General features: G+C 67.2%; 18 protein-coding genes. 14 read left to right on the forward strand and 4 right to left on the reverse strand.

Annotated features, from left to right (window positions below; translation table 11 throughout):
• Positions 1-197: 197 nt before the first annotated feature.
• Positions 198-3,647, reverse strand: coding sequence for an AAA family ATPase (locus IM708_RS02115; protein WP_209424661.1), 3,450 nt, complete (start codon positions 3,645-3,647; stop codon positions 198-200).
• A 202-nt stretch (positions 3,648-3,849) separates the two neighbouring features.
• On the opposite strand from IM708_RS02115, the gene IM708_RS02120 reads away from it, so the two are divergent.
• Entirely contained in the window at positions 3,850-4,839 is a 990-nt protein-coding gene (locus IM708_RS02120; RefSeq protein WP_209424662.1) for an MDR family oxidoreductase, read from the forward strand.
• A 239-nt stretch (positions 4,840-5,078) separates the two neighbouring features.
• Here the strand turns inward: IM708_RS02120 and IM708_RS02125 are convergent, their stop codons facing one another.
• The 3 genes from IM708_RS02125 to IM708_RS02135 form a co-directional block, all read right to left on the reverse strand.
• A complete protein-coding gene (locus IM708_RS02125; protein WP_209424663.1) occupies positions 5,079-7,235 on the reverse strand; it encodes a TRAP transporter fused permease subunit in 2,157 nt (718 codons plus the stop codon).
• Between the two features lie 87 nt (positions 7,236-7,322).
• A complete protein-coding gene (locus IM708_RS02130) occupies positions 7,323-8,339 on the reverse strand; it encodes a TAXI family TRAP transporter solute-binding subunit (RefSeq protein ID WP_209424664.1) in 1,017 nt (338 codons plus the stop codon).
• 141 nt (positions 8,340-8,480) lie between these two features.
• Positions 8,481-9,227 (reverse strand): cyclic nucleotide-binding domain-containing protein, encoded by a 747-nt coding sequence (locus tag IM708_RS02135; RefSeq protein WP_209424665.1) that lies wholly within the window; start codon positions 9,225-9,227, stop codon positions 8,481-8,483.
• 245 nt (positions 9,228-9,472) lie between these two features.
• Between IM708_RS02135 and IM708_RS02140 the strand changes: the two genes are divergently transcribed.
• From IM708_RS02140 to IM708_RS02200, 13 genes are all read left to right on the forward strand, one after another.
• Positions 9,473-9,946, forward strand: a complete 474-nt coding sequence (locus tag IM708_RS02140; protein ID WP_209424666.1) for a universal stress protein — start codon at positions 9,473-9,475, stop codon at positions 9,944-9,946.
• A gap of 34 nt (positions 9,947-9,980) precedes the next feature.
• The gene (locus IM708_RS02145; RefSeq protein ID WP_209424667.1) at positions 9,981-11,633 is read left to right on the forward strand and encodes an MFS transporter; all 1,653 of its coding nucleotides are present in this window, start codon (positions 9,981-9,983) and stop codon (positions 11,631-11,633) included.
• Between the two features lie 57 nt (positions 11,634-11,690).
• Positions 11,691-13,052 carry a nitrate/nitrite transporter gene (locus IM708_RS02150; protein WP_209424668.1) on the forward strand — a complete coding sequence of 454 codons (1,362 nt, stop codon included), beginning with the start codon at positions 11,691-11,693 and terminating at the stop codon, positions 13,050-13,052.
• A gap of 62 nt (positions 13,053-13,114) precedes the next feature.
• The gene (locus IM708_RS02155) at positions 13,115-16,861 is read left to right on the forward strand and encodes a nitrate reductase subunit alpha (protein ID WP_209424669.1); all 3,747 of its coding nucleotides are present in this window, start codon (positions 13,115-13,117) and stop codon (positions 16,859-16,861) included.
• The gene (gene narH / locus IM708_RS02160; RefSeq protein ID WP_209424670.1) at positions 16,858-18,384 is read left to right on the forward strand and encodes a nitrate reductase subunit beta; all 1,527 of its coding nucleotides are present in this window, start codon (positions 16,858-16,860) and stop codon (positions 18,382-18,384) included. The genes IM708_RS02155 and narH overlap by 4 nt, the downstream gene beginning before the upstream one ends.
• The gene (gene narJ / locus IM708_RS02165; RefSeq protein WP_209424671.1) at positions 18,381-19,085 is read left to right on the forward strand and encodes a nitrate reductase molybdenum cofactor assembly chaperone; all 705 of its coding nucleotides are present in this window, start codon (positions 18,381-18,383) and stop codon (positions 19,083-19,085) included. The genes narH and narJ overlap by 4 nt, the downstream gene beginning before the upstream one ends.
• An 18-nt stretch (positions 19,086-19,103) precedes the next feature.
• Positions 19,104-19,868, forward strand: a complete 765-nt coding sequence (gene narI / locus IM708_RS02170; protein WP_209424672.1) for a respiratory nitrate reductase subunit gamma — start codon at positions 19,104-19,106, stop codon at positions 19,866-19,868.
• Between the two features lie 10 nt (positions 19,869-19,878).
• On the forward strand, positions 19,879-20,673 hold the full coding sequence (locus tag IM708_RS02175) for a peptidylprolyl isomerase (protein ID WP_209424673.1): 795 nt from the start codon (positions 19,879-19,881) through the stop codon (positions 20,671-20,673).
• A gap of 32 nt (positions 20,674-20,705) precedes the next feature.
• Positions 20,706-21,962: a gephyrin-like molybdotransferase Glp gene (gene glp, locus IM708_RS02180; RefSeq protein ID WP_209424674.1), complete on the forward strand. Its 1,257-nt coding sequence runs from the start codon at positions 20,706-20,708 to the stop codon at positions 21,960-21,962.
• A 23-nt stretch (positions 21,963-21,985) separates the two neighbouring features.
• A complete protein-coding gene (locus IM708_RS02185) occupies positions 21,986-22,498 on the forward strand; it encodes a DUF2478 domain-containing protein (RefSeq protein ID WP_209424675.1) in 513 nt (170 codons plus the stop codon).
• Positions 22,488-23,036, forward strand: a complete 549-nt coding sequence (mog, locus tag IM708_RS02190; protein WP_209424676.1) for a molybdopterin adenylyltransferase — start codon at positions 22,488-22,490, stop codon at positions 23,034-23,036. Before IM708_RS02185 ends, mog begins: the two co-directional genes overlap by 11 nt.
• Before the next feature lie 262 nt (positions 23,037-23,298).
• Positions 23,299-24,645: a DUF5930 domain-containing protein gene (locus tag IM708_RS02195; RefSeq protein WP_348524929.1), complete on the forward strand. Its 1,347-nt coding sequence runs from the start codon at positions 23,299-23,301 to the stop codon at positions 24,643-24,645.
• The gene (locus IM708_RS02200; RefSeq protein ID WP_209424677.1) at positions 24,635-25,246 is read left to right on the forward strand and encodes a polymer-forming cytoskeletal protein; all 612 of its coding nucleotides are present in this window, start codon (positions 24,635-24,637) and stop codon (positions 25,244-25,246) included. Before IM708_RS02195 ends, IM708_RS02200 begins: the two co-directional genes overlap by 11 nt.
• Positions 25,247-25,428 lie beyond the last annotated feature (182 nt).

Genomic DNA, 25,428 nt, shown 5'->3' on the forward strand with positions numbered 1-25,428 from the left:
GGTGGCAAACTGCCATACGTTTGCCATACACTTGCCATACGCCTGCCATACGCTTGCTGGCAGGCAAAAATCTCAGGATTTCAGGGGATTGGACCGGAAAGCGCAGTTCAGCATTGCCTGCCCGCGCACGCCGCGAAAAGTTTTCGTAAACCACCCCGATCCGCGGCGCATTGCCCGCGCGCCGCGCCCGTGCCGGCTCAGGCGACCAGCGCCTCGGCCCGCTTCAGATCCACGCTGACCAGCTGGCTCACGCCCATCTCGGCCATGGTCACGCCGAACAGCCGATCCATCCGCGCCATGGTGATGGCGTTGTGGGTGATGATCAGGAACCGCGTCTCCGTGCGCCGCGTCATCTCGTCCAGCAGGTCGCAGAAGCGCACCACGTTGGCATCGTCCAGCGGCGCATCGACCTCGTCCAGCACGCAGATCGGCGCGGGGTTCGCCAGGAACACCCCGAAGATCAGCGCCAGCGCCGTCAGCGTCTGCTCTCCCCCCGACAAGAGGCTGAGCGAGCTGAGCTTTTTCCCCGGCGGCTGGCACAGGATCTCCAGCCCCGCCTCCAGCGGATCGTCGGATTCGACCAGCACCAGGCGGGCCTCGCCGCCCCCGAAAAGATGCGTGAAAAGCGTGCCGAAATTGGCGTTCACCTGGTCGAAGGCCGCCAGCAGCCGCTCGCGCCCCTCGCGGTTCAGCGCCCCGATCCCGGCCCGCAGCTTGCCCACCGCAGCCTCCAGATCGGCGCGCTCGCGCACCAGAAGGTCGTGCTCGCCCTGCAACTCCCGCGCGTCCTCCTCGGCGCGCAGGTTCACCGCACCCAGCGCGTCGCGGGCCCGGCGCAGGCGCGCGATCTCGTGCTCCAGCGCCTCGGCCTCGGGCATCGCCTCGGTGTCGGTATCGATCCGCGCCAGCAGCGCCTGCGGGGTGGTTTCCAGTTCTTCCTCAATGCGTTGCGCCGCGGCCTGCACCGCCTCCACCGCCGCATCGACCCGCGCCTCGGCCCGCGCCCGCCCCTCCCGCGCCTCCCCCGCCGCGCGCTCGGCGGCGCGCTCGGAATCCTGCGCCTGCCGCAGCGCCGCCTCGCCGGCATTCAACGCCTCGATCGCGTCGGTGCGCCGGCGCTCGGCGGCGGCGATCGCCTCGGCGAGTTCGGCGCGCTTCTCGGCAATCTCCTCGGGCGCAGCGCGGGCTTTCTCCAGCTCGATCTCGGCGGCCTCGGCGCGGCGTTCGAACTCCTCGATCCGGTCGGCGGCGCTGGCCTTGCGGGCCCGCCATGACTGAACCTCTCTCGTCACTTCCTGTGCGCGCTTCACGCGCGCCGCCCCATCGCGGCGCAGTTCGTCCTGCGCGGCGCGGCGCGACATCATCGCGATGCGCGCGGCCTCGACCCGCATGCGCAGCGAATCGAGGCCCTCGCGCGCGGCGCCGAGATCGGCAAGCCCTTCAAGCGCGCGCTCGGCCTCGTTCAGACGCGCTCCGGCAGCCATCGCCGTCTCGCGCATCCGCTGCATCGTCAGTTCGGCGCTTTCGCGGCGGGTATGCGCCAGGCTCACGTCGGCCTCGGCCCGGGTCAGCGCGCGGGCGGCGTCGGTCACGCGCGCCTCGGCGGCACGGCGGCCATCGCGCGCGGCGCGGTCCGCCTCGGTCGCCGCGGTGAGTCCGGCCTGCGCCGCGTCATGCGCGGATCGGGCGCTCGTCAGCAGGTCCTCGGCCGCCTGCAAATCGATGCGCAGCTGCGCCAGCCGGTTCATCTGCTCCAGCCTTTGCGCCGCGGCACTGGGCGCGTCTTCGGCCCGTTGCATCAATCCGTCCCAGCGCCACAGGTCGCCCGCCCGCGTCACCAACCGCTGGCCCGGCGCCAAGCGGGCGTGAAGCGCCCGGGCCTCGGTCGGTTCCACAAGGCCGATCTGGGACAGCCGCCGCGCCAGGGCCTCCGGCGCGGACACCTGCGCCGCCAGCGGGGACGCCCCCTCGGGCAGGGGCGCCGGCGCGTCATAGGCCGGCAGGACATGCCAGCCGCTGCCTTCGGAAACCGCGGGCGCGCGCAGATCTTCAGCCAGCGCCGCGCCCAGCGCCCGCTCGAACCCCGGCGTGACGGTAATTGCATCCAGAACGGCGCCACCGTCCTTCCGATCCCGTGCCAGCAAGCGTTCGAGCGCGTTCACCTCGGCCGCAAGCGCGCTGACCGCGCCCTCGGTCTCCGCCCGGCGCGAGCGTGCCTCGGCCTCAAGCGCGATATGCTGGGATCGGTCGGCCTCGGCCATGCCCAGTGCGTCTTCGGCCGCTTCCAGCGCCGCAGCGGCTTCTTCCTGAGCCGCGGTCGCGGCGTCCTGTGTTTCGCGGGCGCCGGCTTCGGCTTCGGCGGCGGTCTCGGCCTCGGCGCGCGCTTTCTCCGCCTCAAGCTCGGCGTGCGACTGATCGGTCCGCGCATCCTGTGCCGCGCGCGTCAGCGACTGGTGCCGGGCCGAGAGGCGCGCAATATCCTCGGTCTGCTCGCTCAGATGCGATTCCAGATTGCGTAATGCCTCTGCGGCTTCCGAGGCTGCCGCTTCGGCCTCGCTCAGGTTCGCCTCGTGCCCTTCGCCCGCCTTGGCCAGGGCCTCGGCTTCCCAGTCCAGCCGTGCGATCGTCTCGTCGGCATCCGCGGCCAGCCCCCCCTCGCGCTGCGCATCGGCGCGCAACTGATCGATCCGCTTGACCAGCGCCTCGACCGTCTCGCGGGCGCGGAGTTCCTGATCCACCAGGGTGTCGCGCTGAACCTGCAGACGCTGCAGGACGGCGCCGGCAATCGCCTCTTCCTCGCGCAGGGGCGGCAGCGCGGTCTCGGCGCTTTCGCGCACCGCGCGGGCGCAGATGGCGGCGCGTTCACTGATCGCGGCCTGATGCACGGCCTCCGACAGCAGCGCTTGCATCGCGGCCTGCGCGCTTTCGGCGTCGCGCCACCGGATATAGAGCGCCAGACCCTCGGCCTTGCGCAAGGCGGTCGCAATCTCGCGGTAGCGGGCGGCCTGGCGGGCTTGGCGGGCCAGTACCTGCAACTGCTGCGCCAACTGGTCCACTGTGTCACCGACGCGTCCGAGGTTGGTCTCGGTCGCCTGCAGTTTCAACTCGGCCTCATGCCTTCGCTGATAGAGGCCCGAGATTCCGGCCGCTTCCTCCAGCACACGGCGGCGCGCCTTGGGGCGGGCGTTGATCAATTCCGAGATCTGCCCCTGCCGGACCAGGGCCGGGCTGTGCGCGCCGGTCGAGGCATCGGCGAACATCATCTGCACGTCGCGGGCGCGCACGTCCTTGCCGTTGACCTTGTAGGCAGAGCCCGCGTCACGGGTGATCCGGCGGGTAATCTCCAGCAGGTCGGCATCGTTGAATCCCGCGGGCGCGAGACGCTCGGAATTGTCGACCTGCAGCGCCACCTCGGCGAAGGATCGCGCGTTGCGGCTGGAAGTGCCGGCGAAAACCACGTCCTCCATCCCGGACCCGCGCATCGCCGTGGGGCGATTCTCGCCCATCACCCAGCGCAGCGCTTCGAGAAGATTGGATTTGCCGCAGCCATTGGGGCCGACCACGCCGGTCAACCCCTCGCGGATAATCAGATCCGTGGGGTCGACGAAGCTCTTGAATCCGTTCAGCCGCAGCCGCGAGAAGCGCAAATGGATGCCTGTCCGAGTTTGTTGTCTGCTCGATTTTTTTTCAGTTTCAGGCACGAGAAGGGTTGAGTCAAGCATGGACTACATCATCTGACCTGATCGCCCAGAACGTACGCTAGATATTGCCGGGACGTCCGCCCGCGTGGGTCTTTCACGACGCCCGGCGCTGCGGTATCGAGGAACACGGAACAGAGGAGGAGAACGCATGTTCAGGGCCCTGCTGGTGGAAAAGAACGCTGACGGCCAGACGCGAGCTGGCGTGCAGGAACTGGCTGACGAGCGGCTGCCCGAAGGCGACTTGACGGTCGCGGTCGAGCATTCGACGCTGAACTACAAGGACGGGCTGTGCCTGACCATCGGCGGCGGGCTGGTGAAGTCCTATCCGCACGTGCCGGGGATCGACTTTGCCGGGACCGTCGAGACTTCGGAGGATCCGCGCTACAGCCCCGGCGACAAGGTAATCCTGACTGGCTGGCATGTCGGTGAACGGCACTGGGGCGGCTATGCGACGCGGGCACGGGTGCGCGCCGACTGGCTGGTGCCGCTGCCCGAAGGGATGACGACACGGCAGGCCATGGCGATCGGCACGGCGGGATTCACCGCGATGCTGGCGGTGATCGCGCTGGAGGATCACGGACTGGCGCGAGGCGACGGCGAGGTGCTGGTCACCGGCGCGGCGGGCGGCGTCGGGTCGGTAGCGGTGGCGTTGTTGGGCGCGTTGGGGCACGAGGTGGTGGCGGTGACGGGGCGGCCGGAGACGGAAGCCTATCTGCGCGACCTGGGGGCGACGCGGATCGTGCCGCGGGCGGACCTGGCGGAGACCGTGAAGCGGCCCTTGGAGGCCGAGACTTGGGCGGGCTGCATCGATGCGGTGGGCGGCGCGATGCTGGCGCGAGTGCTGGGGCAGATGAAGTATCGCACCTCGGTCGCGGCGGTGGGGCTGGCGGGAGGCGCCACGCTGCCGGCGACGGTGGTGCCGTTTCTGCTGCGCGGCGTGAACCTGCTGGGGATCGATTCCGTCCTGCGCCCCTATGCCGACCGGGTCCGCGCCTGGGACCGGCTGGCGCGCGATCTGCCAATGGAAAAACTGGAGGCGATGATCCGGCCGGCCACGCTGGCGGACCTGCCGGAACTGGGCGCGGCGATCCTGAAGGGCCAGGTGCAGGGCCGCGTGGTGGTGGACCCGCACGCCTGATCGCCGACGACCGGCGCCTGCGCGGGCCGACTGGCCGGCGTTTTGGGGGGTTTGCTCAACTTGAGCAGCGGGGTCAAGCTATTGTAATCGCTTGACTTGCTCGGAAAAATTAACCTGAACGCAACACTTTCCGGCGTACCGGAGGAGGGTGGCGACGGGGGGCTGTCTGCCCCCCGCGGCCTGCGGCGGCGCCCCCCGAGGATATTTCCGGACAGGTGAAGCGCCGCGGCCAATTTGCGTCAGGCGGGCGCGGTGCGGCGCTGACGGCGGTCCTGCAGGACGTTCCAGGCCAGTAGCCCGACGAAGAGCGCAAGCGTGGCCCAGTGCACCACGGCCTGTTCGGGGTAGATCAGCACGACGCAAAGCGCGAGCATCACCGCCCGCATGATCCAGCCGATGCCGGCTTCCATGTGCCCCTCGATCGCGGCGGCGAGCGCGTAGAGCGCGGCGGCGGTGAACAGTGTCACCTCCAGCTTTTCCCAGAGCGTGCCGTGGAGGATCGGCGTGTAGGCGAAAAGCAGCGGCACGACATAGAGGCCCTTGGCCATCTTCCAGGCGGTGAAGCCCGTGGCCATCGGTTTAGATCCGGCAATGGCCGCGGCCGCGAAGGCGGTCAGGCAGACGGGCGGGGTGATCGAGCTGTCCTGACTGAGCCAGAAGATGATCAGATGCGCGGCGAGGATCGCGGCGGTGATGACCTCGGGGCTCAGCGTCTGGTCGACGACCATGCGGTACATTTCCAGCGGCGCGGCGGCCAGCACCTGCGCCGCCAGCTCGGGCGACATCGGCTGTCCGATCTGTGCAGCCAGATCGGGCGAGCCGAGCATGAGGATCGCGCCGGTCGATTGCGGAATGGTGCCCGCGGCGATGGCGTTGATCAACTCGGTCCGCGTGATCAGATCGGCCAGCGCCGGCGCCGACAGCGTGGCGATGACGATATAGGCCGCCGTGACCGGCAGCCCCATGCCGAGGACCAGCGAGGCGAGCGCGATCAGCACGATGGCGATGAGCACCGAGCCGCCCGACCAGGCGCCGATCATCAGCGAGAAGGTGTTGCCGATGCCCGACAGCGTCACCGCCGTGATGACGACCCCGATGGCGACCAGCAGCACGGCGGTCATCACCATGTTGCGCGAGCCCAGCGCCAGTGCCTCGAGCACCGCCCAGGGGCCCATCGGGTTGCGGGTCAGCCAACTGGCGGCGACGACCGCGATGATCGCCACGCCCGCGGCATAGGTCGGCGTGTAGCCCCAGACCATCAGCGCGACCAGCACGCCGATGGGCAGGAAGAAGGCCAGTCCGTTGTCGCGGACGACCTGCCAGAGGGTCTTGTCCTCGACATCCGTCATCGGCGCGAGGTTCAGCCGCTTGGCGGTGATGCGGACGTAGAAGGCGATGGAGATGAAATAGAGGATCGCGGGCAGGATGGAGACGGCGGCGATGGTCAGGTAGGAAACCTGCGTGAACGAGGCCATGATGAAGGCCCCCGCCCCCATGATCGGCGGCATGATCTGCCCACCGGTCGAGGCCGCGGCCTCGGTCGCGGCGGCGGTCTTGGCGGGCATGCCCGCGCGCTTCATCAGCGGGATCGTGACCGAACCGGTGGAGACCGTGTTGGCCACCGCCGAGCCCGAGATCGTGCCCATCAGCCCCGAGCCGATCACGGCGACCAGCCCCGGGCCGCCAACCATGCGCCGCGCCAGCACCTGGGCGAATTCGATGATGAACGCCCCCGCGCCCGAGCGCATGAGGAAGGCGCCGAAAAGGATGAACATGAAGACGAAACTGTAGGAGATCCGCGCCACGGTGCCGAACATGCCATCGTCGGTGTAGAAGACCCGAAACAGCATGGTGTCGGTGCGCAGCCCCGAAAAGGTCAGCATGCCGCCGACGTAGCGGCCCCAGAAGGTGATGTAGGTGAAGGCGAGGATGATCATGATCGGGATGATCCACCCGGTCGTGCGCCGCGTGAATTCGATCCCCAGAAGCAGTGCGACGATGGTGAAGACCCAGTCGTGCCAGGCAAAGCGCATGGAGCGCGCGTAGAACGCATCCTCGGCCAGCATCAGATAGGCGACGAGGCTGAGCGCCGCCAGCGCGAGCAGCAGGTCGACGCCCAGCGCCAGCCGCTGCCCGGCGGGCGAGCGCGCGTGCCAGGCCGGGTAGAGAAGCGCGCAGAGAAAGCCGAAACCCGCGAAATGGATGACCGCCATGCGCAGTTCCGGCCAGATCGACAGCGTGTTCATCCAGATGTGCAGAAGCGCCAGCGCGACGCCGAACCAGAACGCGACGCGCCCCGGCCAACTGTCGCGGGCGCGCATGTTGCGGTCGCTCTCGTCCTCGGACGGGGCGGCGGGTGCTGCGGTGTCCGCGGCCCGGCTTTGGTCAACGCTCATGAGGCGATCCGTTCTGGGGCGATCCGGTTCAGCACGGGCGACGACCGGCCCGCGGGGGGCCGGTCGGTACCATCGGGTCGGCCGCGATCAGTCGCGCGGCGCGATCCCCTCCGGGATGGTCAGGCCGGCTTCCTCGTAGTAGCGCGCCGCGCCCGCGTGCAGCGGCAGCGGCAGCCCGTCGAGCGCGTTCTCGAGGGTCATGTCGCAGGTCGCCGGGTGGATGTTGCAGAGGAACCCGAGGTTTTCGTAGATCGTCTTGGTGAAGAGGTAGACGTGCTCCTCGGGGACGTCCTGGTTCACGGCGAGGAAGTTCGGCTGGGCGATGGTCTGCACATCCTCGTCGATGCCGGGATAGGTGCCGCCGGGGATGGTGAACGGGAAATAGAGCCCGGCGCCGCCGCCCATTTCCTCGGCCTCCTCGGGCGTGATCGACAGCAGGGTCACCGCATCGCCCATCTGCGCCTTGACGCGGGTCATGGTCGACACGCCGATTCCGGCGCCGATGATCGTGCCGGCGACGGTGCCGTTGATCATCGCGTCGACCGAGGGGCCGAAGCCCATGTAAGCCTCGTCCCACTGGGTCCAGTCGATGCCGAAGTTGTCGAGCATGAACTTGTTGGAGAACTCATTGCCCGAGTTGCGCGCGCCCAGACTGAAGGTGCCCGAAAACTCGCGCAGGTCCGACACGGTGCCGTCCTGCACCATGTCGGTGCGGATGATGTAGTGTTCGACATTCGGCCAGAGCATGGCGATGGAGCGCATGTTTTCCTGCGGCCCATCGCTTTCCAGCGCGCCGGTGCCTTCGCGCGCCCAGAGGCCGAAGAGGCCCTGCATGATGGCGAATTGGGCCTGCCCTTCGCGCATCAGCACGGTATTCTCGCCCGAGCCGGCCGAGGAGATCGCCGACATGTCGATGCCGTGGGCGTTCTGCAGGTGGATCTTGGCCAGCGTCGCCAGCGCCACGCCGACGGGGTAGTAGGTGCCGCCGGTGCCGGCGGTGGTCAGGATGTAGCTGCCCCCGTCCTGGGCCAGCGCGGTGCCGCCGCCCAGCGGCAGGGCCAGCGCAGCAGCCAGAACGGCGCGGCGGGTGAAACGGTCGATCATGGTTCTCTCCCTTTGTCGGTCTTGGTGCCCCGGCGTTGAACCGGGGAGGAGGCGGGGCCTCGGTCTGTCGATAAGGGCGCACGACCGGCGCGATTTCAAGACAAAAAACGCCCCCGCCGGCGGGACCGGCCGGGGCGCGCGTCAGGCGCGGGCGCGGGCTTCGGGCAGGGTGGAGCCGTTGGTCGACGCGTCGGGGTCGGGCCCGTCGATCAGCGTATCGGGCTGCGCCAGCGCGGCCAGTCGCGCACGGTCGGTGATGATCACGCGCATCCCGTCGACCTTGACGCCATGCGCCTCCAACGCGCGGAGCGTGCGCGAAAGGTTCTCGGGCGTCATGCCCAGGTAGGAGGCGAGGAGGCGCTTCTCGACCGGCAGAACGTAGCTCGGCGCCCCGCCCAGAAGGGTCGACTGGCGCAGGAAGTAGGACGCGACGCGTTCGCGCGAATTGCGCAGCTTCAAGCCCTTGGTGTTGCGCACGATCGAGCGGTAGCAACCGGCCAACTCGTTGACGACCGAAACCGCGAATTCGGTGTCGCGTCGGAACACTTCGCGCAGCGCGGCCGAGGGGATCAGGATGATGCGCGAGCGTTCCAGCGTGCGGGCGGACATCAGGTAGGGCGCATTCCGTATCGAGGCGGCGAGGATGAAAGTGCTGACCGGGCGCACCACCGACATGGTGCATTCGCGCCCGCCCCATTTGGCGTAAAGCTCGACCGCGCCGTCCATCACCACATGCAGGAAATCCGCCGGATCGCCCTGTCGGATCAGTTCCAGCCCGGCGGGAAAGTTCTGGACATAGGACCGGCCCAGAAGCTCGTCGAACTTGTCCGTATCCATGCTGCGGAACAGTTGCAGTTGCCGAACCTCGGGCAGGTCTTCCGGTCGCATTCATGCCCCTCCGGTGATTCTTTGCAAGACAATTATCAAGTGAACGCCCCAAAGACGCAAGGCGCCGCGGCGGCATCGGTCGAGCCAAAGCATGCTCATCTCAAATGCGTGGCATGCGGATCTCAATTCGCGGCGGTTTCGGGCGGGGTACACCGAACTCCTTGATCTGCATCAAGTCATGCGCACGGCCGCTGTGTCGGTTTGCGCCCGAACCCCGTCGATGCACGGGTGCCATGGAGGTGCTCATGAATGTCCTGCTCGCCTACGACAACTCGCGCAATGCGCGAATTGCGCTGAGCGCGGTCAAGGACCTGCTCGGGCCGATGAAGCCGACGATCACGCTGATCTCGGTGGTCGAGGACGTCGGCAGCGCGACGGCCGGGGCCGACGACATGTTCGCCGAGCAGTATTCCGAGCAGAAGGCCGGGGTCGAGGCCGCCGCGGCGGAACTGGCCGCCGAGGGTTTCGCCACCCATGTGCTGCTGGCCGAGGGCGACGCGCGCAAGATGATCCTGCGCGCCGTGGAGGAGCGCAAGCCGGACCTGCTGGTCATGGCGCGCCACAGCCACAAGCCCGATCCGGGGCCGCTGAACTTCATCACCCGGCGGATCGACGCGCTGGTCGAGGAATTCGACCACATGACCTTCGGCTCGGTTTCGGCCTTCTTGGCGCGGCGCGCCAACTGTCCGCTGCTGATCATTCCCACGCACGCCGAATAACCGGCGCCCGCAGCCCCTTCCGTCGAGGTCCGACATGCAAGTCAGCGATCTTTTCAGATACAGGAACAAGGAGATCCAGGCCCTTCACCTGACCTGGATCGCGTTCTTCATCTGCTTTTACGTCTGGTTCAACATGGCGCCGCTGGCGTCGTCGATGCTGCGCGCCTCGGACTGGTTGACGCGCGACGACATCCGCCTGTTCGCCATTGCCAACGTCGCCCTGACCATCCCCGCCCGCATCATCGTCGGCATGGCGCTGGACCGCTACGGTCCGCGGCGAGTGTTTTCGGTCCTGATGGTGCTGATGGCGCTGCCGACCTTCGTCTTCGCCTTCGGCGACACGCGCGAAGTCCTGTTCATGTCGCGCCTGGTGCTCTCATCCGTCGGCGCCAGTTTCGTCGTCGGCATCCACATGACCGCACTCTGGTTCCGCCCGCGCGACATCGGCTTCGCCGAGGGGTTCTACGCCGGCTGGGGCAACTTCGGTTCGGCCGCCGCGGCGATGACGCTGCCGACGATCGCGCTGACAGTCTTTGGCGGCGACGACGGCTGGCGCTACGCGATTGCCACCTCGGGGCTCGTGATGGCGGCTTACGGCATCTTCTACTGGTTCGCGATCACCGACGGCGCGACCGCCGACACCCACAAGAAGCCGCGCAAGGCCTCGGCGCTGGAAGTGTCGAGCTGGCGCGACCTGATCCTGCTGTGCGTCTTCATCGTGCCGATGGTCGGGATCCTGTCGATCCTTGTCTACCGCATCCAGCTGATGGGCTATATCGACCCGATGACGGCGGTGATCTGCTACGCCGCCATCGCTGTGGTCGTGATCTACCAGATCGTCCAGGCGCTGCGGGTGAACCTGCCGATCCTGCGGCAAGGCGTGCCCGAGGATGACAAGTACCCCTTCAAGTCGGTCGCGGCGCTGAACGCCACCTATTTCGCCAACTTCGGCGCGGAACTGGCGGTCGTGTCGATGCTGCCGATGTTCTTCGAGGAGACCTGGGGCCTGACCGCCGCCGCCGCCGGCCTGATCGCGGCCTCGTTCGCCTTCGTGAACCTATTCGCGCGGCCGATGGGCGGGCTGGTGTCGGACCGCTTCGGCAACCGCCGATTCGTCATGCTGGCCTACATGTTCGGGATCGGCTGCGGCTTCGTGCTGATGGGGCTTCTGAACTCGAACTGGCCGCTGATCGTCGCCATCGTCTTCACCATCATGTGCAGCTTCTTCGTCCAGGGGGCCGAGGGTGCGACCTTCGGGATCATCCCGTCGATCAAGCGGCGCGTGACCGGGCAGATCTCGGGCATGGCGGGGGCTTACGGCAACGTCGGCGCGGTCTTCTACCTCTTCATCTTCATGTTCGTGACGCCGCAGCAGTTCTTCTTCATCATCGCCGGCGGCGCGTTCCTGGCCTGGCTGATCTGCCTGGCCTGGCTGAAGGAGCCCGAGGGCGGGTTCGGCGACGAATACGTCATCTCCTCCGTCGACCGCGAGATCGCCCGCGAGGCACAGGTGAAACGGCAGACCGAGGCGGAACTCGCCGTGCTTTTCGCCGGGTCCGAAAAGGTCGAACTGGCCGATCGCGGCGCCGGCCTGCAACTGACCGCCCGCTTCAAGTCCATCGACGACGTGCGCAAGGCGCTGGAACGGCTGCAACAGCCACCGGGTCCGACCGCCGACGCGAAATGATCCCACCGCAGAGGTCCAACATCACTGGACCCGCCTGAACCGGAGAAGGAAACCCCGATGTCCGCAAATCAGACCGATCCGGTCGCCGCGCGAGGCACCTGGCTGCCGCACTGGGAACCCGAGGACCAGAGCTTCTGGGAGGCCGGCGGCAAGCGTCAGGCATGGATGACGCTGATCCTGACCACCGCCGCGCTGACCATGGCCTTCATCACCTGGTTTCTGGTTTCGGCGCTGGTCGTGCGCCTGCCGCAGATCGGCTTCCAGTTCACCGCATCGCAGCTGTTCTGGCTGGCGGCCATGCCCGGCCTTGCCGGCGGCACGCTGCGGCTGGTGCACATGTTCCTGGTGCCGATCTACGGCACCCGGCACGTCATCAGCCTGTCGACCCTGTCGCTGCTGATCCCGCTGGTGGGCTGGTTCTACGCCGTGCAGAACCCCGACACACCCTACTGGATGCTGATGTTCCTGGCGTTCCTCGCCGGTCTGGGCGGCGGCAACTTCAGCTCGTTCATGCCGTCCACGTCGATGTTCTTTCCCAAGCGGCTGCAGGGCACGGCGTTGGCTATCCAGGCGGGCATCGGCAACTTCGGCGTCTCGGTCGTGCAATTCGTCACGCCCTGGGTGATCGGGTTCGCGCTGCTCGGCGGTATGGCCTGGGTCGGCGAGCCGCAGACGATGACCCGCGCCGGCGTCGAAAGCCAGATCTACCTGCAGAACGCGCCGCTGGTGATGATCCCCTTCGTCGCGGTCTTCGGCATCACCGCCTGGATCTTCCTCAAGTCGATCCCGATCAAGTCGAACTTCCGCGAGCAGTTCGACATCTTCCGGTCGAAGCACACCTGGGCGCAGACCTCGCTCTACATCATGACCTTCGGCGGGTTTTCCGGCCTCGCCGCGACCTTTCCGCTGCTCATCCGCGAAGTATACGGCGCCTTTGAGGGCGCGCCCGACCCGCTGGCCTGGGCCTTCTGGGGGCCGCTCGTCGGCTCTGCCAGCAGGGTCGTCGCCGGGCCGATCTCGGACAGGTTCGGCGGCGCCAGGGTGACGCATTGGGCCGGGCTGGGCATGCTGGTCTCCGCATTCCTCGTGACGCTGACGGTGACACCCACGTCGCTGGACAGCTTCTGGCTGTTCGTCTCGGCGATGCTCGCGCTCTTCTTCTTCGCCGGCGTCGGCAACGCCTCGACCTTCAAGCAGATGCCGATGCTGTTCGCGCCCCGTCAGGGTGGCGGTGTCATCGGCTTCACCGCGGCAATCGCGGCCTATGGGCCCTTCATCTTCGGCATGCTCTTCGCATGGTCCTTCGCGACCTGGCAGTCGGCGGCGCCGGTCTTCTACGGCCTGATCGTCTTCTTCGCCTTCAACGTGGTGCTGAACTGGGTGCTCTACGCCCGCAGGAACGCGCCCTACCCCTGCTGAACCGCCGGGCGGGACGGCACCTGCGGCCCCGCCAGACCCGCAATACGAAATCGGAGACAGCGATGAGCCATCTTCTCGACCGGTTGAACTTTCTGAAATCCGTCCGCAAGGACACGTTCGCAGGGGGCCACGGCCAGACCACGATCGAAAGCCGCGACTGGGAGGAAGCCTACCGTCGCCGCTGGCGCCACGACAAGGTCGTGCGTTCCACCCACGGGGTGAACTGCACCGGGTCCTGTTCCTGGAAGATCTACGTCAAGTCCGGCATCGTCACCTGGGAGACGCAGCACACCGACTATCCGCGCACGCGCCCCGACCTGCCCAACCACGAACCCCGCGGTTGCGCGCGCGGCGCAAGCTACAGCTGGTACCTCTACAGCGCCAACCGGGTGAAGACGCCGCTGGTGCGCGGTCGGCTGATGAAACTTTGGCGCGAGAAGCGCCAGACCCTGTCGCCGGTCGAGGCCTGGAGGGCGATCCAGAACGATCCCGAGGCGCGCGCCAGCTACACCCGCAAGCGCGGCCTCGGCGGTTTCGTGCGCGCGACCTGGGACGAGGTGACCGAGATCACGGCGGCCGCCAATGCCTACACGGCAAAGGAGTACGGCCCCGACCGGGTCATCGGCTTCTCGCCGATCCCGGCCATGTCGATGGTCAGCTACGCCGCCGGCTCGCGCTACCTGTCGCTTCTGGGCGGCACCTGCATGAGCTTCTACGACTGGTACTGCGACCTGCCGCCGGCCTCGCCAATGACCTGGGGCGAGCAGACCGACGTGCCGGAATCGGCCGACTGGTACAACGCGGGCTACCTGATCCTCTGGGGTTCGAACGTGCCGCAAACGCGCACGCCGGACGCGCATTTCTACACCGAGGCGCGCTACAAGGGCACCAAGTCCGCCGTCGTCTGCCCCGACTATTCCGAAGCCGCGAAGTTCGGCGACATCTGGCTGAACGCCAAGCAGGGCACCGACGCGGCGCTGGGCATGGCCTTCGGCCACGTCATCCTGCGCGAGTTCCATCTGGACCGGCAGGTCCCCTATTTCGAGGATTACTGCCGCAAGTATTCCGACATGCCAATGCTGGTCCGTCTGGACGAACAGGACGGCATGCTGGTGCCGGGCCGGCAGCTGCGCGCCGCAGACCTCGACAAGGCGCTGGGCGAGAAGAACAACCCCGAATGGAAAACCGTCGGCATCGACGAGAAATCAGGCCAGATCGTCGTGCCGAACGGCTCCATCGGTTTCCGCTGGGGCGAAGAGGGCAAGTGGAACCTCGAGGAGAAAGCCGGCAAGTCCGCCGCCAGCCTGAAGCTGAGCCTGATCCTGGAGGAAGACCGCGACGACGTGGTCGGCGTGACCTTCCCCTATTTCGGCGGCCAGGCCACGACGCAGTGGGAAAATGACGCCCGCGGCGACACGCTGGTGCGCAATGTTCCGGTCAGGAAGATGAAACTCGCCGATGGCACCGAGGCATTGGTTGCGACGGTCTTCGACCTGTTGTGCGCGAACTACAGCCTCGATCGCGGTCTCGGTGGGGATCACGTGGCCGACAACTACGACGCCGACATCCCCTTCACGCCTGCCTGGGCCGAACGCATCACCGGCGTCAAGCGCGACAAGATCATCCAGGTCGCGCGCGAATTCGCCACCAATGCCGAAAAGACCAATGGACGCTCCATGGTCATCATCGGCGCGGCGATGAACCACTGGTACCACATGGACATGAACTACCGCGCGGTCATCAACATGCTGGTTATGTGCGGCTGCGTCGGCCAGTCGGGCGGCGGCTGGGCGCATTACGTGGGCCAGGAGAAGCTGCGCCCGCAGACCGGCTGGACGGCGCTGGCCTTCGCGCTCGACTGGGCGCGGCCGCCGCGGCACATGAACTCCACCTCGTTCTGGTACGCGCATACCAACCAGTGGCGCTACGAGACCGTCAGCGCCAAGGAGATCCTGAGCCCGACGGCACCCAAGGGCGACTGGGAAAGCCTGAGCCTGATCGACTACAACATCCGCTCGGAACGCATGGGCTGGCTGCCCTCGGCGCCGCAGTTGAAGACCAACCCGCTTGAAGTGGCCAAGGCCGCCAAGGAAGCCGGCAAGGAGGTCAAGGACTACGTTGCCGAGCAGCTGAAATCGGGCGAATTGCAGATGTCCTGCGAAGACCCCGACGCGCCCGAGAACTGGCCGCGCAACCTGTTCGTCTGGCGGTCGAACCTGCTGGGTTCCTCGGGCAAGGGGCACGAGTATTTCCTCAAGCACCTGCTGGGCACCGATCACGGCGTTCTGGGCAAGGACCTGGGCGAGGAAGGCCGCCAGAAACCCGTCGAGGCCGCCTGGCACGACAAGGCGCCGGAAGGAAAGCTGGACCTGCTGGTCTGCATCGACTTCCGCATGTCCACCACCGCCGTCTATTCCGACATCGTTCTGCCGACAGCCAGCTGGTATGAAAAGGACGACCTGAACACATCCGACATGCATCCCTTCATCCACCCGCTGCAGGCGGCGGTCGACCCGGCCTACGAGTCGAAATCGGACTGGGAGATCTTCAAGGCGATCGCCAAGAAGTTCTCGCAGGTGGCGCCGGAGATCCTGGGGGTCGAGACGGATGTCATCCAGCTGCCGATGCAGCACGACAGCCCCGGCGAGATCGCGCAGCCCTTCGTCGCGGACTGGAAGAAGGGCGAATGCGACCTGATCCCGGGCAAGACCGCGCCGGCCTATATCGCGGTCGAGCGGGACTATCCGAACCTCTATGCCCGCTTCACCTCGGTCGGTCCGATGATGGAGAAGGTGGGCAACGGCGGCAAGGGCATCGCCTGGGACACCAAGACCGAGGTGCATCACCTCAAGGCGCTGAACGGCACCCATGTCGACGGCCCGACCAAGGGCATGGCGAAGATCGAGACCGCGATCGACGCTTGCGAGGTGGTGCTGATGCTGGCGCCCGAGACGAACGGCGAGGTGGCGGTGAAGGCCTGGGACGCGCTGAGCAAGGCGACCGGGCGCGAACACGCCCATCTGGCGAAGGTGAAGCAGGACGAGAAGATCCGCTTTCGCGACATCGCCGCGCAGCCGCGCAAGATCATCTCCTCGCCCACCTGGTCGGGGATCGAGAGCGAGGAGGTCTGCTACAACGCCGGCTGGACCAACGTTCATGAACTGATCCCGTGGCGCACGCTCTCGGGCCGGCAGCAGCTCTATCAGGATCACGAATGGATGCGGGCCTTCGGAGAGTTCTTCGTGACCTGGCGCCCGCCGGTCGACCTGAAGACGATCACCGGGCACGCGACCAAGGCACTGGGGTCGAGCGAGAAGCATGTGGTGCTGAACTTCATCACCCCGCACCAGAAGTGGGGGATCCATTCGACCTATACCGACAATCTTCTGATGCTGACGCTCAATCGCGGCGGTCCCGTCGTCTGGCTGAGCGAGACCGACGCAAGGAAGGCCGGCATCGTCGATAACGACTGGGTCGAGGTGTTCAATTCGAACGGCGTCCTGACCGCGCGGGCGGTTGTCAGCCAGCGGATGCGGGACGGGACGATGTTCATGTACCACGCGCAGGAAAAGATCGTGAACACGCCGGGGTCGAACATCACCGGCAAGCGCGGGGGCATCCACAATTCGGTCACGCGGACGGTCACGAAACCGACGCACATGATCGGGGCCTATGCCCAGCAGTCCTACGGGTTCAACTACTACGGCACCGTGGGCGCCAACCGCGACGAGCTTGTCATTGTGCGCAAGATGGACCGTGTCGACTGGCTCGACACGCCCGCAACCCAAAACCAGGAGGCAGCGGAATGAGAGTACGTGCCCAGATCGGTATGGTGCTGAACCTCGACAAGTGTATCGGGTGCCACACCTGCTCGGTGACCTGCAAGAACGTCTGGACCAGCCGCGAAGGCGTCGAATACGCGTGGTTCAACAACGTCGAGACGAAACCCGGCATCGGCTATCCCAAGGATTGGGAGAACCAGAAGCGCTGGAACGGCGGCTGGACGCGGACCGCCGCCGGCACCCTGCAGCCCAAGCAGGGCGGCAAGTGGCGGATCCTCGCGAACATCTTCGCCAACCCCGACCTGCCCGAGATCGACGACTTCTACGAGCCCTTCGACTTCGACTACGACCACCTGAAGTCAGCGCCCGAGATGACCGCGTTTCCGACCGCGCGCCCGCGCTCAAAGATCTCGGGCGAGCGCATGGAGAAGATCGAATGGGGCCCTAACTGGGAGGAGATCCTGGGCGGTGAATTCGCCAAGCGCAGCCAGGACTACAACTTCGAAGGCATCCAGAAGGAGATCTACGGCGAGTACGAAAACACCTTCATGATGTACCTGCCGCGGCTCTGCGAGCATTGCCTCAACCCGACCTGCGTGGCCTCCTGCCCCTCGGGCGCGATCTACAAGCGCGAGGATGACGGCGTGGTGCTGATCGACCAGGAAAAGTGCCGCGGCTGGCGGATGTGCGTCTCCGGCTGCCCCTACAAGAAGATCTACTACAACTGGTCGACGGGAAAGTCCGAGAAATGCACGCTCTGCTATCCACGACTGGAAAGCGGCCAGCCCACCGTCTGCTCGGAAACCTGCGTCGGGCGCATACGCTACATCGGCGTCATGCTCTATGACGCCGACCGCATTGCCGAGGCCGCGTCCGTGCCGGACGAAAAGCAGCTCTACGACGCGCAACTCGACGTCTTCCTCGATCCGAACGATCCCGAAGTGATCGCCGCCGCGCGCGCCGAGGGCATCCCGGACGACTGGGTCGAGGGGGCGCGCAAGTCGCCGATCTGGAAGATGGCGATGGAATGGAAAATCGCCTTCCCGCTGCACCCCGAGTACCGCACGCTGCCGATGGTCTGGTACGTGCCGCCGCTTTCGCCGATCCAGAACGCCGCCGAGGCGGGCAAGATCAGCGCGCAGGACGACATGCCGGACGTGCGCAGCCTGCGCATCCCGGTGCGCTATCTCGCCAACATGCTGACCGCCGGCGACGAGGCGCCCATCGTCTCGGCGCTGGAGCGGATGCTGGCGATGCGCTCCTACATGCGCTCGAAGACGGTCGACGGGGTGGTCAACCTGGGCGTCGCCAAGCGCGTCGGCATGACGCCCCATCAGATCGACGAGATGTACCAGCTGATGGCCATCGCCAACTACGAGGACCGCTTCGTCATTCCGACAACGCACCGCGAACTGGTCGAGGATGCCTACGATCTGAGGGGCGGCTGTGGTTTCACCGACGGCAACGGCTGCTCGACCGGCACCACCGGCTTCTCGCTTTTCAGCGGCGGCAAGAAGTTCCGCAGCCCGCAGGAGTTCATCAAGTCATGAGAACCTATCGCGCCCTGTCAGCGCTGCTGACCTACCCCACCGCCGACCTGCAGGCGGCGGCTCCCGCAATCCGCGACACGCTGGCCGAGGGGCTGCTGCCCCCGGCGCAGATCGCGGCGCTGGAGCCGCTGCTGCGGGACCTCGAAACGCAGGACCTCTACGACCTGCAGGAACGCTTCGTCCTGCTCTTCGACCGCTCGCGCACGCTTTCGCTCAATCTGTTCGAGCATGTTCACGGCGAAAGCCGCGACCGTGGCGGCGCGATGGTGGACCTGCTGGAGACCTACCGCGCCGGCGGCTTCGACCTGCAGGGGCCGGAACTGCCGGACCACCTGCCGGTGCTGCTGGAATTCCTTTCGACCCGCCCGCAGGCCGAAGCGCGCGCGATCCTGGCGGACGCCGGGCATATCCTCGTCGCCTTGGCCGAACGCCTCAATCGTCGCGCCTCGGTCTACGCGCCGGTCCTTTCGGTCCTCGTCGCGCTGGCGCAAGCCACGTCCGAGACCGAGGAGGCGAAGGCGCTTCTGGCCGAGGTCGACGACAATCCCGAGGATCTGGCAGCACTCGACGCGGTCTGGGAGGAGGCGCAAGTCACCTTCGGACCCGATCCCAACGCCGGCTGCCCGGTATCGCGCGACATCCTCGCCAAGATGGACATGCCGCTCAGCCCCACCCGCGCCCCGCAAGCGCAGGCGCGCTGAGCAAGGAGGACACCCGCCATGTTTGACATCGACTTCCTGATCTTCGGCATAATGCCCTATGCCGTTCTGGCCATCGCCCTGATCGGCACCATCGCGCGATACGAGCGCGACCCCTTCACCTGGAAGGCGTCGTCCAGCCAGCTGCTGCGGCGAAAGCAACTCATGTGGGGCTCGATCCTGTTCCATGTGGGGATCATCGTGCTGTTCTTCGGGCATCTGATCGGCCTCTTCACGCCGGTCTGGGTCCTCGATACGCTAGGCGTGTCCTATAGCCTGAAGCAATGGGCGGCGGTGGTCATCGGCGGGCTCGCCGGGGCGGCGGCCTTCGTCGGCTGTTCGCTGCTGCTGCATCGCCGGCTGGTCGACACACGCATCCGCAACAATTCGACCTGGGCCGATATCGGCATCCTCGTACTGCTCTGGGTGCAGATCGTCGTCGGCATGGGCACGATCATCCTGACGCTGGAGCATATGGACGGGGCGAAGATGCTCCAGTTCATGTCCTGGTCGCAGTCGGTGATGGGCCTGCAGGTCAACGCCTGGCAAGACGTGGTGGACGTGCACTGGCTCTACAAGTTCCACATCTTCCTGGGCATGGTGATCGTCGCGGTTTTCCCCTTCACGCGACTTGTGCACATGCTGTCGGTGCCCATCCGCTTCCTGTGGCGCCCCGGCTATCAGATCGTCCGGTCGCGTCGCGGCGCGAAGCGGGTGCGCACCGGACTTGCCCCCTATCAGGCCAAGGGCGCGAAATCGTCCAATCACGGCCAACCTGCAGAATGAGGGATCGACGATGAAACCGCTCTTGCCGCCGATCGTCGTGAACGGCACGACCATATCCGCCGAACGCATCGCTGCCGAAGCGCAGAACCATCCCGCGCCGAAGGGCAAGCCGGGCCACGCCTGGCAGGCCGCCGCACGGGCGCTGGCGCTGCGCGAACTGATGCTGCAGGAAGCCCGCGCGCGGGGGTTCACCCCCGCGCCGGTCGAGGTCGCGCCCGGCCAGATCGAAACCGAGGAGGAGGCGCTGGTCCGGCAGGTGATGGAAATCGGGGTCACGCCGGCCCCCGTCGACGAAGCCGCGCTGCGCGAAAGGTACGACGCCGCGCCGGAAAGGTTCCGCTCGCCCACACTCTACGAGGCCGCGCATATCCTGATCCCGGTCAGGCCCGACGATCTGGCCGGCAAGGCCCAGGCGAAGGAACAGGCCGAAAAGCTGCTGGCGGAGGTGCTGGCCCGTCCCGATAGCTTCGCGGATCTGGCGCGCCGCTACAGTGCCTGTTCGTCGCGCGATGCCGGCGGGCTTCTGGGCCAGTTGACCTCGGGCGACACGGTGCCCGAATTCGAGGCCGCGCTGGAGCAGTTGGAGGAGGGCCAGGTCGCCCCCGCCCCGGTGGCGACCAGGTTCGGGTTCCACATCCTGCGGCTGGATGCCCGCGCCCGGGGCTCGGTCCTGCCCTTCGAGGCCGTCCTGCCCCGGCTGCGCGCCGCCGAGGAAAAGGTCGCCTGGGTCCGCGCCGCGCGCGCCTTCAGCGAACGGTTGATCGCAACCGCCGATGTGTCGGGCATCGCGCTGAAGGTGGCCTGAAGCCCGCACCCCCTAGCCGAGGAGGCCAACCGATGAACAGACCCCTGCGCGCCGCCTTTCCCGGCGCGGACGCGCCGACCGGCGAGCTGATGCCGGTAGAGACCGCCCTGGCGCGGGCCCTGGCGCTGGTTGTTCCTGTCGCGCGTTGCGAACGACTGGCGCTGGCACAGGCGACCGGCCGCGTCCTTGCGCAGGCGGTTACCGCCGACCGTCCGCTGCCGCCGTTCGACAACGCGGCAATGGACGGCTACGCCCTGCGCCTTACCGATCTTGTCGAGCCCGGCCCGTGGACATTGCCGGTCGCTGCGAGGATGCGGGCAGGCGATGCACCTTGCCCACTTCCCCGGGCTGCAGCCTGCCGCATCCTGACCGGCGCCGCCCTGCCCCTAGGCGCGGACAGCGTGATCGCGCAGGAGGCGGTGTCGCGCGAAGGGTCGGTCATTGTCCTGGAACGACGCCCTTCGCCTGGCCTCAACATCCGTCGAAGCGGCGACGATCTGCCCGCGGGATCCCAGATCGTCCCCGCCGGCCGCTGTGTAGGACCGCGCGAGGCCGCAGCGATCGCCGCGGCCGGGGCGGCCAAGGTTTCGGTGCGTGCGCGGGTCAGAACCACGGTGCTCTGCACCGGTTCCGAACTCGTCGCACCGGGCCAGCCGCTCGCACCCGGACAGATATGGGACGCGAACCGGGCCATGCTGAACGCGGCACTGGACCGGGCATGGATCGCCCCTGCCGACCTTGGCGCCCTTCCCGACGATCCGGATCGTCTGAGCGCGACCCTGATCGCTGCCTGCCAGCGGTCGGACCTGGTGATCACCACCGGCGGCGTCTCGGTCGGCGACGAGGATCACCTGACCCGGCTGTTCACCGACGCGGGCGGCCGGAACGATGTCCTGAAGCTCGCCATGAAGCCGGGCAAGCCGCTGACCATCGGACGGCTGGGGCGCGCACTCTGGCTGGGGCTTCCGGGCAATCCGGTCGCGGCCTTTGTCGCCTGGACGGTGATCGGCCTGCCGCTTGCCGCGGCGCTGGCCGGCCTGACCCCGACTTCTTTGCCCAGGACCTTCGTGCAGCTTTCGGCGCCGCTGCGCCACCGTCCCGGCCGCTGCGAATATCGCCCGGCACGACTGGCCGGCCAATGCGCGCCGGGACCGGCCTTCGTCGACTGTCCGGATTCGCCCGGCTCGCACCGGGTGGCGCTTCTGGCGCAGTCCGACGGTCTGGTGCGCATCCCTGCCGAGGTCGCAGAAATGCGCGCGGGCGACCTGATCGAATTCCTGCCGTTCTGAATGGCACTGCGAAAGGACCTTCCATGCACCTTGCCTATGTCTCGCTTGACGGTCGCGGCGCGACGGATGCGCTTCTGACTGCGGCCGTAGCGCGCCTGCGCGACCAGCGCATCACGCTTGCCGGCACCGTCCAGACGAACCCGCCCTGCGCCGGGCGAACGAAATGCGATATGGACATCCATGTCCTTCCCGATGGCCCGACGCTTCGCATCAGCCAGGACCTCGGCGCGCACGCGCGGGGCTGCAGGCTCGATTCCTCGGCGCTGGAAACCGCGGTGGCCGAGGCCGCGCGACGTCTGGACGGCGCGGCCGCTCTGGTCGTCAACAAGTTCGGCAAACAGGAGGCCGAGGGCCGCGGCTTCGTACCGGTCATCGCCGCCGCGCTGGATCGCGAAATCCCGGTTCTGGTGGGGGTGAACGCGCTGAACCTTCAGCCATTCAATGACTTCGCGGGCGATCTTGCCACGCGGCTGCCGCCCGATCCCGATGCCATTGCCGCCTGGGTCCTCGAATCCATCGCCGTCCATGCCGCCTGAACGACCCGCGCGCATCGGCATCGTCACCGTCTCGGACCGCGCCGCGCGCAAGGAATACCCGGACCGCGGCGGCCCGGCGGCCGCAGACTGGCTGCGCCGGGTCCTGACCTCGCCCGCCGACATCCTGCGCCGGGTCGTTCCCGATGGCGCCGACAGCGTCGCACAGACACTCATCGATCTCGCCGACCAGCAGGGCGCCGACCTGATCCTGATCACCGGCGGCACCGGCCCCGCGCCACGCGACCGCACCCCCGAAGGACTCGCCCAGGTCATCGACTTCGATCTGCCCGGCTTCGGCGAGGCGATGCGCGCGGCGTCGCTGCGCGCGGTGCCGACGGCGATCCTGTCACGCCAGGGCGCCGGGGTGCGGGGCCGCACGCTGCTGATCACGCTGCCCGGCAATCCGCGTGCCATCGGCACCTGCCTCGACGCGGTCTTCGCCGCCGTTCCCTATTGCCTCGACCTGATCGGCGCCGCCCGGATCGATACCGATCCGAAGGTCTGCGCCGCGTTTCGCCCGACGGCCCCCAGGCGCTGATCGTCGCGCCGCATCCTCCATATACGGTGTCCGGTTCCCTAAACCCGTCCAGATGAAGGAAATATCGGCGGTTTCCCGCTCATTTCCCGCCCCCTGGGCCAGTTGGCGCCGAGGCGAGAGCATAACCGGTTGCGAGTGCAACGGTGCCCGGCTAAGGGAAGTCTGAGAACAGGGGCAGCCACGACGCAAGGTCGCACAAGCCAACGCGCGGCACGACTTTGTGGCACCGGCAAGAGCAGAAGCCCCGGAACGCCAACAACGCGTGGGACACCCCTTGAGACAGCATGTCGATCGCCTGAACGCGGCCCTTGACCGTCATCTCCCCGAAAAACGCCTCTTCTTGCGCTCAGATGAAGGTACGCGCTTCCTGCGGATGCGACCGGTCGCGCAGGCGGGCATTCTGGCGGGCACGCTGGCGTTTCTGGCCTGGGCCCTGATCGCAACCTCGATCGTCGCCTTCAACGCGCTCGGCGCGGAATCGGCGCGCGAGCAGATCGCCCGCGAGCGGCAGTTGTTCGAAACCCGCCTGGTCGAACTCGCCGCCGAACGTGATCGTCGCGCCACCGAAGCCCAAGAAGCGCACAACCGCTATGCCGAGGCGATGGACCGGGTGGCGACCATGCAGGCCATGCTGCTGGCGTCCGAACGGCAGCGGGCCGAGCTTGAATCCGGGATCGAAACCGTCCAGCGCACCCTACGCACCCGCACCCGCGAACGCGATGCGGCCCGCACGCAACTGACCGAATACCAGCGCGACGACGTCAACGCCGATCTGCGCGCGGCCTCGTTGCGGCTGGCGGAATTCGAGCAGACACTCGATTTCCTGATGACCGCGCTTGCCGACACCGCGCAGGAACGCGAAACCGTCGCGGTCGTGGCCGAGAACGCGCATATGCAGGCACAGCATCTGGCGCTGGAATACCGGCTTCTGCAGGACCGCAACCACCGGATCTTCAGCCAGCTGGAAGAGGCCGTCGACCAGGCGATGACCCCGCTCGCGCGGATGTTCACCGACGCCGGCCTGCCGCCGGAACGCCTCCTTCAGCAGGTGCGTTCGGGCTATCAGACGCGGACCGCGGCGCTGATGCCGATCTCCATCTCCACCTCGGGCACGCTGGACCCCGGCAGTGACGAGGGACGCGCAAATTCCGTGCTGACCGCGCTGGAAGAGATCAACACCTTCCGCATCGCGGCGCAGCGCACCCCCTTCGCCATGCCGGTCCGCGCGAGCGTTCGCTTCACCTCGGGCTTCGGCAATCGCCGCGACCCGCGCTCTGGCGGGCGGCGGATGCACAACGGGGTCGATTGGGCGGGGCCGCAGGGCACTCCGATCCTGGCCACCGGCGGCGGGCGCGTGACCTTCGCCGGGCGGCAGGGCGGCTACGGCAACCTGGTCATCGTGCAGCATGATTTCGGGATCGAAACCTACTACGCGCATCTGCACAGGATTGACGTGAATGTGGGGCAAAGGGTCTCGCGCGGGGATCGCTTAGGTGGTATGGGAACGACCGGTCGTTCCACCGGCGTGCATCTCCACTACGAGATCAGGGTTGGCGGACGCCCTATCAACCCGATGAGCTACATAAGGGCCGCGCAAAATGTTTTCTAAGAGCCGCATCAACGAACAGGGGCCGAAAAGCGAACCGTCGCGCCCGGCCGAACCTGCGGCGCCGTCGATGAACCGGTCGAGCATGGATCTTGGCCAGTCCAACAAGGCAAAGCCGGCGGCTTCCGTGCTGTCGTCGGACCTGACGGTGACGGGCAACCTGCGCACCACCGGCGATGTGGTGATCGAGGGGATCGTGGACGGCGACATCCGCGCGCATCTGCTGACGGTCGGCGAATCGGCCACCATCCGCGGAGAGATCGTGGCCGACGACATCGTCATCAACGGCCGGGTGATCGGGCGCGTGCGCGGGCTGAAGGTCCGGCTGACCTCGACCGCGCGGGTCGAGGGGGACATCATCCACAAGACCATCGCCATCGAATCGGGCGCGCATTTCGAAGGTTCGGTGCAGCGCCAAGACGACCCGCTTTCCTCCGGTCAACCGGCGCGCCAGGCAGAGCAGGCGTCGAGTGGCTCGGCGCAACCGCAGGCCCAACAGCGGCCAGCGCAGCCCCAGCAGCCCCAGTCTCAGCAGCCGCGGGATCAGCAGTCCCAGTCGGCCGCGGCGCAGAAAGTGCCGGCCGAGGTCAAGACGGCGAAGTAAGGCGCGACAATTCGCTCTCATCGGTATGGACGGCCCGGGATAACCCCGGGCCTTTTTCATGCCGTGGCAAGCCCGAAACGCCTGCCGTTATCAACCGTGCCCGATTGGGGCCACCGAAGACCGACAGGATGTGCCTTGCACACCTGCCGCCCCCATCTGCCATAGCTCCCGGCTCGTCCTGC

This window comes from Pararhodobacter sp. SW119 (genome assembly GCF_017811755.1).
Taxonomy (GTDB): domain Bacteria; phylum Pseudomonadota; class Alphaproteobacteria; order Rhodobacterales; family Rhodobacteraceae; genus Pararhodobacter.